The 15,742-nt window shown below is 40.1% G+C and carries 9 protein-coding genes; 2 read left to right on the forward strand and 7 right to left on the reverse strand.

The annotated features are described in order from the left end of the window. Window positions 1-187: 187 nt before the first annotated feature. The gene (locus EFY79_RS14885; RefSeq protein WP_123121525.1) at window positions 188-3,775 is read left to right on the forward strand and encodes a VCBS repeat-containing protein; all 3,588 of its coding nucleotides are present in this window, start codon (window positions 188-190) and stop codon (window positions 3,773-3,775) included. 2 nt (window positions 3,776-3,777) lie between these two features. On the opposite strand, the gene EFY79_RS14890 is transcribed toward EFY79_RS14885, so the two are convergent. The 5 genes from EFY79_RS14890 to EFY79_RS14910 all read right to left on the reverse strand — a co-directional run bounded on the left by EFY79_RS14890 (window position 3,778) and on the right by EFY79_RS14910 (window position 8,672). After that, complete coding sequence (locus EFY79_RS14890; RefSeq protein WP_123121526.1) at window positions 3,778-5,028, reverse strand: multiheme c-type cytochrome; 1,251 nt, start codon at window positions 5,026-5,028, stop codon at window positions 3,778-3,780. A gap of 120 nt (window positions 5,029-5,148) precedes the next feature. After that, the gene (gene mtgA, locus EFY79_RS14895; RefSeq protein WP_233578024.1) at window positions 5,149-5,865 is read right to left on the reverse strand and encodes a monofunctional biosynthetic peptidoglycan transglycosylase; all 717 of its coding nucleotides are present in this window, start codon (window positions 5,863-5,865) and stop codon (window positions 5,149-5,151) included. Between the two features lie 14 nt (window positions 5,866-5,879). Continuing rightward, entirely contained in the window at window positions 5,880-6,431 is a 552-nt protein-coding gene (locus tag EFY79_RS14900) for a hypothetical protein (RefSeq protein ID WP_123121527.1), read from the reverse strand. 4 nt (window positions 6,432-6,435) lie between these two features. Continuing rightward, window positions 6,436-7,077 (reverse strand): LysE family translocator, encoded by a 642-nt coding sequence (locus EFY79_RS14905; protein WP_123121528.1) that lies wholly within the window; start codon window positions 7,075-7,077, stop codon window positions 6,436-6,438. A gap of 68 nt (window positions 7,078-7,145) precedes the next feature. Continuing rightward, a complete protein-coding gene (locus EFY79_RS14910) occupies window positions 7,146-8,672 on the reverse strand; it encodes a GH3 family domain-containing protein (protein WP_123121529.1) in 1,527 nt (508 codons plus the stop codon). Between the two features lie 504 nt (window positions 8,673-9,176). Here EFY79_RS14910 and EFY79_RS14915 point away from each other — a divergent pair. Then, window positions 9,177-9,509, forward strand: coding sequence for a hypothetical protein (locus EFY79_RS14915; protein ID WP_123121530.1), 333 nt, complete (start codon window positions 9,177-9,179; stop codon window positions 9,507-9,509). Between the two features lie 93 nt (window positions 9,510-9,602). Here the strand turns inward: EFY79_RS14915 and EFY79_RS14920 are convergent, their stop codons facing one another. Together EFY79_RS14920 and gltB are read right to left on the reverse strand one after the other, a co-directional pair. Next, window positions 9,603-11,078 carry a glutamate synthase subunit beta gene (locus EFY79_RS14920; RefSeq protein ID WP_123121531.1) on the reverse strand — a complete coding sequence of 492 codons (1,476 nt, stop codon included), beginning with the start codon at window positions 11,076-11,078 and terminating at the stop codon, window positions 9,603-9,605. Window positions 11,079-11,097: 19 nt separating this feature from the next. Further along, entirely contained in the window at window positions 11,098-15,618 is a 4,521-nt protein-coding gene (gene gltB / locus EFY79_RS14925; protein WP_123121532.1) for a glutamate synthase large subunit, read from the reverse strand. Window positions 15,619-15,742: the final 124 nt, after the last annotated feature.

Here is a 15,742-nt window from a genome sequence, read left to right on the forward strand (position 1 = left end):
ACCAACGGTTGGAAAATCGGAGCGGTATAACGGGAGACTGTTACGTACCGTTCTAACAGAATCTCAGGCTGCGATGCCTGGGTTTACTTACTAATAATTAATACAATACTGTTTTCTTTTTTTGTTTTAAAGAGGTAAAGTGAAAGCTTTACCTCTTTATCTTTTTGTTTTGTTATAAATAATATCAATGAAATTTTTCCGGAGTTGGCTTGGCTTATTCATGATTGCAGTGATTATTTTATTAGTGTCGTGCAGAAAAAATAATACCTTGTTTAATGAATTGCCACCCAGCAGGACCGGAATCTATTTTAATAATAAAATTACAGAATCAGATACCTTGAACCCTATGGATGAAACCAATATTTACAATGGAGGCGGCATAGGTGTTGGTGATTTTAATAATGACGGATTGCAGGACTTGTATTTCGCAGGTAACCAGGTTTCAAACAAATTGTATCTTAATAAAGGCGATTTTAAATTCAGGGATGTAACGGCGGAAGCAGGGGTGGATGGCGGAGGAAGGTGGAGCAAAGGTATTTCTGTAGTCGATATTAATAATGATGGTTGGATGGATATTTACGTAAGTGTGACGATGGATAAAAATCCTGAAAGGCGGAGAAATCTTTTATATGTAAACCAGGGAGTAAACAAAGATGGCATTCCGGTTTTTAAAGAATTGGCCAGGGAATATGGTTTAGACGATACAACCTCATCAACGCTGGCCGCATTTTTTGATTACGATAATGACGGCGACCTTGATATGTATCTTTGTGTAAATGAGATTGTGCCCTCCGTTAACCCTTCAGTTTTGCGGCCAAAAGTTACTGACGGCTCATTCCCGAGCACGGGAAGGTTGTATCGAAACGATTATGATTCCATTTCGAAACATCCTGTTTTCAAAGACGTTTCAAAAGAAGCCGGCGTTACAATAGAAGGTTATGGCCACGCGGTAACTATAGCGGATTTCAATCTTGATGGCTGGAAAGACATTTTTGTAAGTAACGACTTCACACCTGCTGATCTGCTATATATTAATAACCATGACGGTACATTTACTGATAAGGCTGCTTCATATTTTAAGCATACTTCTGCAAATGGTATGGGGCAAGATGTTATTGATATCAACAACGATGGCCTCGCAGATGTAATAGAGCTTGACATGAACCCGCATGATAACTACCGGAAAAAAATGATGTTGGGCAATAATAACTATCTCACTTATCTGAACAGCGATTTGTATGGTTACCAATATCAATATGTGAGAAACACCCTGCAGCTTAACCAAGGTCCGATAGTAAACAAAAGTGATTCGGTCTGCGACCCAATTTTTAGTGATATAGGATACATGGCTGGCATTTCTCAAACAGATTGGAGCTGGTGTCCGCTTGTCACAGATTTTGATAATGACGGTTTTCGGGATATTATTATTACCAATGGTTTTCCGCGCGATATTACAGACCATGATTTTGTTGGATTCAGGATGGGGTCCTCACAGATAGCCAGCACACAATATACTATGTCTCAAATTCCGCAAGTAAAGCTTCGTAATTTTGCTTTCCGAAACAATGGCGACTGGACTTTTAGTAATCTGACCAATCAATGGGGAATCGTTACACCCACATTTGCAAATGGCGCCGTGTATGTGGATCTTGATAATGACGGCGACATGGATGTGGTGGTGAATAATATCAACGACGAAGCCTCGGTTTATCAAAATACAATTATGAATTCATCGAAAAATCCTCCCCATTTCCTGTCAGTCAAATTGTATGGAAACTCAAAAAACGTAAATGGCCTTGGAACTTTTATAGAACTTCACTATAAAGGCCAAAAGCAGGTGTACGAACAAACGCCATACAGGGGGTATTTGTCTACAATGCAAATTGAACCACATTTTGGGCTAGGGGATGTTAGCCTAATTGATTCCTTGATTGTTAAATGGCCAAATGGTAAGGCGCAAATATTAAAAAATGTAAAGGCCAACCAAATGGTGGCTGCGAGGGAGAAAGACGCAAATATACCGTACTCTTTAGAAACTACTAAACTAGATACGGAAGCTACCTTTAAAGATGTAACAAATTTTTTAAATGTGCGTTTTACTCAGCTATACAAAGATTTTAATGATTTTGCCGTCCAGGGTTTGCTGCCTCATAAATTTTCGGAGTATGGCCCTGCTCTTGCTGTTGGAGATGTGGATGGAAACGGGTTAGATGATATTTTGGTGGGAGGCGCTTTTGGATTTTCTGCACAGATTTTTTTGCAGCAGCCTGATGGCAATTTCATTCAGCGCGATTTATTGAGAGAAAATGATATTTCTTCGAAAGAAAGAGAGGATGAGGGGCTCTTATTATTTGATGCTGATGGAGACGGCGATTTAGATCTATATGTTGCCAGCGGAGGTTTCCAGGCTAAAAGTATGACAGCGGCATATCAGGATAGGCTTTATGTAAATGATGGGAAAGGGAAATTTACCGAAGATAGTTCCGCTTTACCTCCGAATTTTACAAGCAAATTTTGTGTCAAAGCCAGTGACTATGATAGAGACGGTGATTTGGATTTGTTTGTTTCGGGAAGAGTAGATGTGGGAAATTATCCTAAGCCGGTTTCCAGCTTTATTTTCAGAAACGATTCCAAGGCGGGGCACGTGCGCTTTACAGACGTAACTTCCGTGACTGCTCCCGCATTGCAAAATATTGGTATGGTAAGCGATGCGCTTTTTACAGATTTTAATAATGATGGCTGGCCCGATTTGGTGCTTGTGGGAGAATGGATGCCTGTAACTTTTTTAGAAAATCAAAATGGGGTCTTTAAAAATGTCACCATTTCTTCCGGAATCAATAATCATATTGGATGGTGGAGCTCTATAGCAGCCGGTGATTTTGATAACGACGGCGATATGGACTATATAGCAGGAAATTTGGGAAGAAATTCATTTTTTCAGGCAAGTGACAAGTATCCCGTAAAAATACTTGCCAAAGACTTTGATAATAATGGTTCTCTTGATGCAATAATGTCTTTGTTCCTTCCGACTTCAGCATCTGATACTACGCGTCGTGAGTTTCCTGCAGAATCCCGGGACGATATTTTCAGACAATTGCCGGCTTTAAGGAAAAGATACCCAAATTATAAATCATTTGCTAACAGTACCATCGATTCAATATTTCCCCTGCAGGACCGAGAAGGGGCAATAGAATTGAAAGCGAATTATTTTTCATCTGCCGTAATAAAAAATGAAGGTAAAAGTCGTTTTACTATAAATGCCTTGCCAAAGGAGGCACAAATATCAGTTTTGAATGGAATGGTAGTAAATGACTTTGATGAAGATGGCAATCTTGATGTGCTGGTCAATGGAAACGATTTTGGAACAGAACCAATTCTTGGACGATATGATGCACTAAATGGCATATTGCTCAGAGGAGACGGTAAAGGCAATTTTATTCCACTTTCTATTTTGCAGAGTGGCGTTTTTATTGGCGGAAATGGAAAAGCGCTGGTACAGTTCAGAAATAAATCTAATAAACTTTTAATAGCAGCGAGCCAGAACAAAGGGCCGTTGAAAATTTTTGAATTAAATAAGGATATAAAAATGATTCCTTTAAATCCTATGGATGAATCGGTGACGATTTATTTTAAAGATGGAAGAAAACAAAAACGTGAAGTCGGGTATGGCTCTTCATTTTTATCACAATCAGGGAGATTTATTACCGTGGGCGACAATGTAAAATCAGTACAAATAATAAATAATAAAGGACAGAAACGTTCTGTAGATCCTTAAGGTCAATCGCCCGATTCTTTCTTTTTTTCATTTTTTAAAAATTCTTTTGTTGCCGCTGGATAAATAGCAATATCATGCGTTCTTAAAAGCTGGGCAGTAGGAATTTTATTATTTTCAAGCTGGAGGACAATTGATTTTGAAGGCTGTTCCGGCATGTGGCAATCAATGCAATTAGCGCTGATAGAATTAGTTATCGGATTGATTTTGCAAAATGTTCCATGCTGTTCATTATGACAAGTCATGCATTTTTGAGAAAATAACCGGAGATTGCCTTCTTCATTTTTGTGTGGGCTGTGGCAGGTTATGCATGTCAATTGGCTGGTTTGAAAGCATTTACTTTTTTTTAAAAGACCATATTGGTTGCCATGCACATCTATCAGGTTGTTAGTGCCTAAAGTATCAAACTGGTAATATTCGCTTAGCCTGTTGCCACTCTGGAAAGAGAATGGTGGCTTTAGATTTTTTATTCTTCCCCCGTGACATACCGCGCACATGTCTAGCGACTGCGTTCTTGAAAAAGTAGACGGTTTAATTATAAACTTGCCTGATTTATCATTGGGGTTTTCCGTCTGGTAAGCTACGTGCTGCGCCGCAGGCCCATGGCATCTTTCGCAGGAAATGCCATAAATTATCTTTTTTGGATTAAACTCTTCAGGCGCATTTACCAGCCTGAATGGAATTACCTCTGCATAGCTTGTGTGGCATTGAAGGCATGTGGCGCTAACAGGGGCGTCAAAGAAAATTTGGTTGTGTTGCCCGGGATTATTGGCCCAGCTATTAGTTGAAGTGAGGTAGGAGACTGGCAGAAGTGTAAGAAGATTTCCCTGCCATGAAAGATAGGTCTGGCCCCTTTCTCCGGATCCAACTGTAATATCGAATTTTCGTGCAATTTTTCGGATACTGTCAACATATTCAACCTGGTAAAAACCACTGTCAGTTTTTTCCATAGATACATAAAGTCCCTTGCGGTAGTGAAAAGTATTTTTTCCTTCTTCAAAACTTCCTAAAATACTCTGGGCAGAAGCAGGCGTTGAGGTGGAAAAATGCCCGGTTAAAATAAAGTCGTTATACACCTGTGCATGACATTTCCGGCAAGATTCAGACCCTGCGAACTCGTTAAATTTGGTGTTTTCAATTTCGGAAGTTTCATTTTTTCTTCTTCCCCTATCAATACATTGAATCAATAAAAAACACAGGCTGATAATCGTTATTATTAAGAGATATGATTTCCGATAAGCCGGGAAATATTTCATTTGGAAAAAAAATTATGAACGTAACAGCAAAACAATACGTGTTTACAATGCAGATTGTTGAATCTCAATCTGAGGTTCAAGGTAGCATTTTTACAAAATGAATCGGTCAAATTTCAGCTATTATTTTAGCAAAGCCTGGATATCCGCATCCGCCTGTAGATTTTTCATCTGCCGGAGTATCCACGGATAACGGTAGGCTACCCGCCGGGACATCGGGTGAATGGTAAATAAAACCGGGTTCGGAAGGCAAGATGCAATCATGGCTGCTTCCTTTGGTGAAAGATCGTTGCAGTCTTCCTTAAAATAATACTTTGCGGCAGCTTGCACGCCATAAATTCCAGGTCCGGTTTGGGCTACATTAAGGTACATTTCTAAAATCCTTTTTTTACTCCAGAGCTGCTCTATCATAAAAGTAAAATATACTTCCAATCCCTTTCTAAAGTAACCACCATGTTGCCATAAAAATACATTTTTTGCTACCTGCTGGCTTATAGTGCTGGCTCCCCGCAATGACTTACTCTTCCGGTTGTGCTTCAATGCCTTTTGGATGCTTTTGAAATCAAAGCCGTTGTGATCAGGAAACAATTGGTCTTCACCGGCCATTACTGCCAGCTTTATGTTGGAGCCCATATTCGTATAATCAATATAATCTCTTCTAAGCCCATGGCCGGTTATCAAACTGTTTAACTGAGTTATTGTAATGGGTGGATTAATCCATTTACAAAACAAAATATACAGAACAGAAAGAAGAAATCCGTATAAAATAATTTTCAATAAAGTGCGGCCCAGCCTCCGAAATAAACCGCGTTTTCTCAAATAGGGCTTTTTTGATTCCAATAAAAACGATTTTGCTATTTAAGTTCTATATAGTGCAATGTATATTTTTTCCCCAATTTCATTGGTTTATTACCTGTTTTCAAAAGCAAATATCCAATCCCTGTTAAAGCCGCTGCTCCAATTACCAATTTAGGACTTGCATAATATCTCGTATTGGGTTTTGAAAAAACCCAGGTCAGCAACCCGGCCGTGGTTAGCAAGGCGCCACCGCCAAACAGCGCAGCCCCAGAACCGCTCCAATTAAATTTGTTACCTTCTTTACCCAGGGCAGTAATTTCTTTATAGTTAATTGCAAATCGATAGGAGGCCACAGTATCTGACACAAAAAGCCCTAGCATAGAAGAATACACCCTTCGTATATCGTATTGAACCAGGTAAAGCGAATCTTTTTGTATGCCGGTTATTTGTGCTTCATAATAGCGGCTATCAGTTGAAAAATCAATATTTGTTCCGGGATAAAATGATCTAACTGTTCGGTTATTTTTTTTCAGCAGCAACAAATCGTTTTGAGCAATGCAAGCCTGTGTTCCCAAGAGCAAAATCGTGAATATACATAACAGGCGCATAAGATTACATTTTTTTTACAAAAAACAAAACTCCAAAAAACAACACAGTTCCAAAAATTACCAATATCAATCCGGAAATTTTATTAATTAACCGGATATTTTTTACGGTTAATTTTTTTCTCAATTTCCCGGCCAGCGTCACTTTTGCAACATCAGCACACATATTTAAAAGCAAAGCCGTGGCAAAAATTATGATTCGCTCACGAATGGAATGGGAAACTGCTATGGCTGTGGCAGCCGTAAGCCAGAAAGCAATCACTGCAGGATTAAGGGTATTCAGAAGAAACCCTTGCAAAGCTATTTTTGCGTGGTCGCTTGTTTTCAAAGATATTGACACCTCTTCAGGATGGACGTGCACCTTTTTAAGAAAAATATAATATAGTCCCATCGCAATAAGAAAAATGCTGCCGGCAATCCCGATTTGCATTTCGAAGCTCATTACTGTGGTTACCAAGGCTGAAAAAAGATTGCTTAAAACCACCAATAAAAAATCACTTATCCAAACGCCAATTACAAAACTGAAACCACCACCCCTCCCATTATTGATGCTTTGTTTTATTACCGTGAATATTACCGGTCCCACGGAAATCACAAGTAACAATCCCATTGCTATTCCTTTAAGTATTGCTTCAATAACCTCAACCATGTAAAGGGAACAATTTTATGAATATAATATTAAAATAACGAATAAAAGTGCTTTTACTGTATTTGATGTCATGCTTTCACTTCTTCTAAAAATTTTAACCACTCTTCCAGCATTTTGCCTTTTAATACGCGGGGGAATTTATGCTGTCCGCCTACTTTGCCTTTGGATTTCATAAAGTTCATAAAAGTTTCCTCACTTAAAATGTCCACAAAAATTTCCTTTAAGGCATGATTTCTTTCCACTTCATAGTCATCATTTAATTCTTTTAATTTTTTGTCAATCAAGATTTTAAGTGATTCAGAATTTATTGAATCATCAGTGCCAATATACCATTGATGCGCAAAAAAATCTCCATAGGGAATACCGGCTACTGCAAATTCGCTTATGGAGATGTTTAAATCGTCGCTCACCAGTTTTATCGCTTTGTTCATATTGTCTACACTTAGATGTTCACCCACGAGGCTCAGGAAATGCCTGGTGCGGCCGGTAATGATAATTTCTGATTTTTCCACATCCACAAATTGAACAGTATCGCCAATCAGGTATCTCCAGGTGCCGGCATTTGTGCTGATTAAGATAGCATAATTTTTATCCTTTTCTACCTCGTGCACCATCAGCGTTTGAGGATTTGAAACCAGGTTGCCGTCGGCATCAAAGTTATTTTGGTCAAAAGGAATAAATTCAAAAAAGATATTATTGTTCGTGGCCAGCTTCATGCCTTTTGCATTCTGCCGGTTTTGAAAAGCCAGAAAACCTTCGCTTGCAAGATAAGTTTCAATGTAAGTTATCGACTTTCCCAAAAGTTTGTCGAATCCTTTTTTATAAGGTTGAAGGGCAACTCCTCCATGAACATAAAATGCAAGATTAGGCCATATTTCATGGATATTTTTCAGGCGATATCTTTCTATCACTTTTTCCATGCATAGCTGCACCCATGCCGGAACTCCTACCAAAAAAGCGATGTCCCACTCCGGCGCCTTTTCTACAATTTCATCCAGTTTCTTGGACCAGTCGCTTACTTTAGCAATTTTTTTGCCCGGCTTATACATGCCCTGAAACCAGAAAGGAATATTCTTTGCCTGTATGCCGCTAAGGTCGCCGGCATAAAAAGTAGCCGATTTCTGAAGATGCGTACTTCCCCCGAGCATAAGCCATCCCTTTCCAACGTATTTTTTGGGCACATTGTTATAGGAAGCAAGGCTTATCAATTGCCTGAAACTGGTAAGCGTATTGGCCCGGATTAATTCTTTGGTAATGGGAATGTATTTGCTGGATGCATCGCTGGTGCCACTGCTTAAAGCAAAAAATTTAATAATGCCGGGCCAACACACATCGGGTTTGCCTTCCAGCGCCCTAAACCACCATTCTTTATAAATTTTTTCGTAAGAAAAAATGGGAACTATTTTTTGAAAATTTTTAGCAGGATGCTTGCTTAGCAGAATCTGATCAAACAAATACTTTTGACCAAATTCAGTAAATCTTGCTCTTTTTAATAATTTTTGTAAAACTTTTAATTGCTGTCTTTTGGTAGAACTTACAGGAATGTGCAACGCCCGGTATAGTGATTTAGGAAATTTTATATCGATAAAAGCCATTCCTGAATAAGTTGTTGACGATAACAAATTTAGTGAATAGTTAATCTAACGCCGCCACAAATTTCACTTTATAGTTTTGAAAGTGAACTAAAAACGTACGGCACCTGTTGCTAATCCTTATTATTTTCCTGCCAATCAATCATTAAAATGCACCACCAGCTAAATACTGAAAGATAGTAATAAAAAAAGATTGAAATTTAAGCTCGCATCAAAAGCCCCAAATTTTTAAAGGTAATTCTTCAATAATAATGTGTAGTTTTTAATCAGGTAATCCTCCGCGATGGTTTGTGGGGGATTTTTTTTGTACCATTTTTGACACGACATTCCTTTTGGCTGTAAAAATTTGTATGTTTTAATTAGATGATTTACAATGAAAAAAGAGTAAATTTTTTTCCTGATAAAAAATTTACTTTAATTTTAACCGCAAGGCGGTAATTCTTATTCGTTTTTTGGCGCCAGGCCCCCGGAAGCTGAAGCCCTCCTTATATTAAAACCACTATTTAAATGTACACGCACATCTGGAAAAAGTACTTGCCAATTATCAGGATTTTATTGAAAAAATCAATCACTGAGTCGCAAGTGCTGGATCTTAACCGCATTGATTTTGAACGCGCAGGAACAGCAAGGAAAGCCGGATATAAATTTAAAATTGAATTTACAGGCGGCAAAGTCGGGAATATAATTAGCAGCTCAACGCTGGCGATGCAATTGGCCCAGATTATGATGGAAGATGCACCCACAATGGATATCCTGAATGAGCATAATTTTGAAATAGCGCTCAATACCAAATTTCAATTAGCTATCAAAAGCGCCACTCTGGAAGAGTCTTCCGATTAATTGGAGGCCGGATAACTGCTATTGCAGGCTCGCCATAGTAAAGCAACAAATAAGCGGATTTTTATTTTTCAAAAGAAATCCAAAAGGTTTTAATTAAACCACCTGGTGCAAAATATTCTGATCTTTTGAAGGCAGCAAAGAGTAGCCCATCAAATATTCATCAACTTTTCGTGCACATTCTCTTCCTTCACTGATAGCCCAAACCACCAGAGACTGGCCGCGCCTCATATCGCCTGCTACAAATATTTTAGAAATATTAGTATGGAATTCTTTATCAGATGCTTTTACATTGCCCCTTTCATCCAATTCTACATCTAATTGGGTTAATAATCCTTCATGTTGCGGATGGATGAAGCCCATTGCCAGTAAGGCAAGCTCACACGGAATTTCTGTTTCGCTTCCGGGTACCTCAACAAATCTTGCAGGCTTGTTTTCCTCGGTAAATTTCCATTCAAGATCCACGATTTTCAGCGCTTTCAAATTTCCTTTTTCATCGCCGATAAATTCTTTTGTTGCAATGGCCCAATGACGTGCAGCGCCTTCTTCATGCGAACTTGTGGTTTTAAGAACCATAGGATAAGTAGGCCATGGCATATAGGGAGTGCGTCCTGCGGGTGGCTTTGGCAACAATTCAAATTGTGTTATGGATTTTGCCTTTTGCCGGTTTGAAGTGCCTACACAATCGCTCCCTGTATCTCCACCGCCAATTACCACCACATTTTTGCCGGTTGCGAAAATGTCTTCTTCTTTTACCTTAATATGAGAGACTCTTTTATTTTGCTGTTTTAAGAAATCCATGGCGAAATGAATGCCCTTTAATTCGCGGCCTGGAATACTTAAATCGCGTGGAATAGTAGAGCCGCCTGCCAATACAATTGCTTGGTATTCCCTCAAGATATCATTGATACTTACGTTCACACCTACATTGGCATTGCACCGGATTTCTATGCCTTCTTCTTTCATAAGATTGATGCGCCTCTCCACAACCCATTTTTCCAGTTTAAAATCAGGAATTCCATAGCGGCATAAACCGCCCGGTTCGTCATCTCTTTCAAAAACCGTAACCGAATGGCCGGCCCTGTTTAATTGGGTGGCGGCTGCCATACCTGCAGGTCCTGAGCCAATCACGGCAACTTTTTTACCAGTCCTTACGGCCGGAATTTGTGGAGTTATCAGCCCTTTTTCAAAGGCAATTTCAATAATATGCTTTTCTATTTCTTCAATAGTAATCGGCGGCTGATTAATACCCAGAACGCACGCAGACTCGCAGGGTGCAGGACATATCCTTCCGGTAAACTCAGGGAAATTATTGGTGGAAGAAAGTATTTCGTAAGCTTCCTGCCAGCTTTGGCGATAGACAGCATCATTAAACTCAGGAATTAAATTGCCGACCGGGCAACCATCGTGGCAAAATGGAGTGCCACAATCCATACACCTGGCTGCCTGCTGATTCAGCTTTTGTTCTGAATACATCGCAATAAATTCCTTGTAATCATTTACTCTTTCCTCAGGAGGTCTTTTGTGAGGAAGCTCTCTTGTAAATTCCAGGAATCCTGTTATTTTTCCCATTCCGTAACTATTTCTTGATTTATTTATTGGTTACCACTTCATTTGCGGCAAAGTTTGCCTGCAACGCTTTTTTGTAATCTTTAGGAAATACCTTCACAAAAGATTTAATCTGATTTTCGAAATCATTTAGAATGAATCTTGCAACTGTACTGCCTGTAAGGCTAAATTGCCTGTTTATCATTTCATGAAGGAATTTTTCATCATTGCTATCCGGCGTATCTAAATCAACCATTTCTTTATTGCAAAATGCATCAAAATTATGCTGGGTGTCATAAACATAGGCAATTCCTCCACTCATACCTGCTGCAAAATTACGCCCGGTTTGGCCAAGAATAATTGCGTTGCCTCCCGTCATATATTCACAGCCGTGATCACCGACACCTTCTACCACAACGTTTGCCCCTGAATTTCTGACACAGAAGCGTTCTCCTGCTTTTCCCCTTATAAAAGCCTCGCCTGAAGTAGCTCCATAAAAAGCTACGTTACCTATGATAATATTTTCTTCAGGTACGAAACCCGCCTGTTTTGAAGGATAAATAATTATCCTGGCGCCACTCAGTCCTTTTCCAAAATAATCGTTTGCATCTCCTTCGAGCTCCATTGTCACCCCCCTGGTATTAAAGGCAGCGAAGCTTTGGCCTGCAGTTCCGGTAAATTTAAAATGTATGGTATCATCAGGAAGGCCGGTGCCTTTGTATTTTTTAGAAATTTCGTTTGATAAAAGCGTACCTGTAGCTCTGTCGGTATTTGTAATGTCAAAAGTTCCTTTCACTTTTTTTCCTGAGGTAAGTGCAGGCTCGGCAAGCTTTAATAATTCCCAATCGAGAATGCCATTCAAGCCATGATCCTGTTCTTCTGATTTGAATAATCCTACAAATTCTGACGCAGGCTCTTTATATAGTATGGGGGATAGATCGAGGTTTTTAAACTTCCAATGGCTTATGTTTTCTCTTTTTTCCAGAAAATCCACCTGACCAACCATTTCATTAATGGTTCGGAAACCAAGCTCAGCCATAATTTCTCTTAATTCCTCGGTAAGAAACTTAAACAGGTTTACCACATGGTCGGCATCGCCGGTAAAACGTTTCCGTAATTCAGGATTTTGAGTAGCTACCCCTACAGGACAGGTGTTTAAATGGCACTTGCGCATCATAATACAGCCTTCCACAATTAAGGCGGCGGTGGCTACTCCCCATTCTTCAGCCCCAAGCAGCGTTGCGATGGCGATATCTCTCCCTGTCTTTAATTGCCCGTCGGTTTGCACCACTACACGGCTACGAAGTTTATTTTTTACTAAAGTCTGGTGCGTTTCGGCAAGTCCCAATTCCCACGGAAGGCCTGCATGTTTTATGGAACTTATAGGTGACGCTCCTGTTCCGCCATCATGCCCGGAAATTAAAACCACATCTGCTTTTGCTTTTGTAACTCCGGCTGCTATGGTTCCGACTCCGGCTTTTGAAACGAGCTTCACATTTATCCGTGCACTCCGGTTTGAATTTTTTAAATCAAAAATTAATTGCGCCAGATCTTCAATAGAATATATATCATGATGGGGCGGAGGAGATATTAATCCTACTCCCGGAGTAGCATGCCTTACTCTTCCTATCCATTCGTCTACCTTATGCCCAGGCAATTGACCTCCTTCGCCAGGCTTAGCTCCCTGTGCCATTTTTATCTGAAGTTCATCTGCTTCGCTCAGATACCAGCTTGTAACACCAAACCGTGCGGAGGCTACCTGTTTAATTGAACTTCTCATAGAATCTCCATTCGCAAGCCTTTGAAAACGTATTTCGTCTTCGCCGCCTTCACCCGTATTGCTTTTTCCTCCAAGCCGGTTCATAGCAATAGCTAAAACAGTATGGGCTTCCCATGAGATACTCCCAAATGACATTGCACCGGTGGCAAATCTTTTATAAATATTTTCTGCGGGTTCTACTTCTTCAAGAGGAATAGATGGCCGGTTCTTTTTGAATTGAAACAAGCTTCTTAAGGTAACCGCCTTTTCGCTTTGTTCATTTACGGCCTTAGAATATTTTTTAAAGATTTTATAATCCCCCATCCTTGTGGCGTGCTGAAGCAAATGAATGGTGATGGGGTTAAATAAATGGTATTCGCCCCGGCGTTTCCATTTATAAAGCCCACCCACTATCAGGCGGTCGAATGAAATATCTTTTTTACTAAATGCGAAGCCATGCTTTGCAAGTGTTTCTTTAGCTATTTCATCCAGGCCCATCCCTTCAATCCTTGAGGTGGCTCCAATAAAATATTTATTTATTACTGATTTATTGATTCCCAATATTTCAAATATCTGGGCTCCCTGGTAAGATTGGAATGTGGAAATGCCCATTTTTGAGAACACCTTGAGCAATCCATTATTAATGGCGGTTTTATAATTCTTTTTCAGCGCATTGGAATCCAGTTCGTTCCCCAGTTTTCCCTGGATCCTCAGATCCCGAATGGTTGAAAGCGCCAGATATGGATTGATGGCCGTAGCGCCAAATGCGATAAGGCAGGCAAAATGATGTACTTCCCAGACATCGCCCGCTTCAATAATAATTCCTACTTGTCCGCGCAGGCCTTTTTTGATTAAGTGGTGATGAACAGCAGAGCAAGCCAGTAAAGAAGGAATAGCAGCATGCTCAGAGTCAATTGCCCGGTCAGATAAAATCAAGACTTCAAAGCCATCCTCTACTGCTTCGGCTGCATACCGGCAAAGACGCTCAATGCCGCGCTGAAGAGAACCGGGCTTGCCATCGGCAAGGAAGTAAGTTTGCAGCGTGTGCGCCTGAAAGATGCCAGTGTCAATACTTCTGATCTTTTCTAATTCAGTATTGGAAAGCACAGGATGTCTTAAGGCAACAGTATGGCAGGATAGCGGATCATCCTCAAGCAGGTTTCCATTATTTCCCAAAAAGGTGGCTAACGACATTACTAATCTTTCCCGGATAGGATCGATAGGCGGATTTGTTACCTGCGCAAAAAGCTGTTTGAAATAGCTGCTCAGGTGCTGAGGTTCATTACTCAAAACTGCTAACGGAACATCATTACCCATAGACCCAATCGGCTCCTTTCCGGTTAGCGCCATTGGCGAAATCAAGAGCTCAAGGTCTTCAGTTGAATATCCAAAGGCTTTTTGGTATTTAAAGATTTGGTCGTGCTCCAGGTGGGTAAACATAACACGCGGCGCAGGTAATTCTTCCAGCCGGATTTTATATTTATTCAGCCATTCTCCGTAGGGTTTTTGAGAACAAATTTTTTGTTTGATTTCCTCGTCGCTAATGATGCGCCCTTCTTCCAGGTCTACTACAAACATTTTGCCTGGTTGCAGCCGGCCCTTTTCTTTTATCATCTTTGGGTCTACGGGCAGAACTCCTGTCTCGGAGGCCATGATTACGCGGTCATCAGTGGTAATGCAATACCTTGAAGGACGAAGGCCATTCCTATCCAGCGTAGCGCCTATGACTTTGCCATCTGTAAACGAGATGGAAGCAGGCCCATCCCAAGGTTCCATAAATGAGGCGTGAAATTCATAAAAAGCTTTTTTTACGGGGTCCATCTGTTCGTTGCCGTCCCATGCCTCAGGAATCAACATCATCATCACATGAGGTAACGATCTGCCACAGAGATGCAGCAATTCAATCATATTATCAAGACACGCGGAATCTGATTGACCCGGCGACACTACCGGCAAAAGCATTTCCATCTCCTCTTTAGAAAAGAATTGTGTTATAAAACTCTTTTCACTGGTACGCAGCCAGTTTAAATTGCCCTGTAAAGTATTTATTTCACCGTTATGCGCAATGTACCTAAATGGCTGGGCCAATTTCCACGAAGGAAAAGTATTGGTAGCAAAGCGTGAATGAATCAAACCAAAAGCGGAAACGATTTTCTTGTTACTTAAATCAGGAAAATACCCGCGAACCTGCGTACTGGTAAGTTGTCCCTTATATATAATTGTTTTATATGAAAGAGATGCGATGTAAAAACCAATCGGATCTTTTTTTACTGTATTATTAATAGTTTTTGTAGCATAGTTCCTTAATACAAATAGTTTTCTTTCAAATTCATCAGGATTATGAATATGGTCGGGACAGGCGATGAATACTTGTTCTATCTCCGGCTCTACAGATAGTGCGGACTTGCCAATGCCTTCCGTATTTACGGGAACACGGCGATATCCCATTACTTCGAGGCCCAGCGTTTCGGAACAGCGATTGAAAATGTCGCGGCATTCCTCGCGAAGGCGAATGTCTTTCGGGAAAAATAATACGCCTACACCATACCTGCTATAAGATGGCAAATGGATTCCCAATTTGAGGCACTCATCAAAGAAAAACTCATGTGGCGTTTGGATCAAAATACCAGCACCATCGCCTGTGTTCATCTCACAGCCACACGCGCCACGATGTTCCATTTTTTCAAGAATAGTAAGTGCATCTGAAACAATGCGGTGGCTTTTGTTACTTTTAATATTTGCAACAAACCCGATACCGCATGCATCATGTTCAAATTCCGGAGAGTATAAACCTTTATTTTGCATAATTGATTAGCTCGATTGTTTCATTTCTTATTCACTACAAAAAACCAGAAGCTCATAAGATAGTTTAAAGTTTATTATTTTATTTAATTTGTTTTTGAGGCAAATGCTGATGAAATTATTTCTA

The organism is Hanamia caeni (assembly GCF_003721595.1).
Lineage (GTDB): Bacteria > Bacteroidota > Bacteroidia > Chitinophagales > Chitinophagaceae > Ginsengibacter > Ginsengibacter caeni.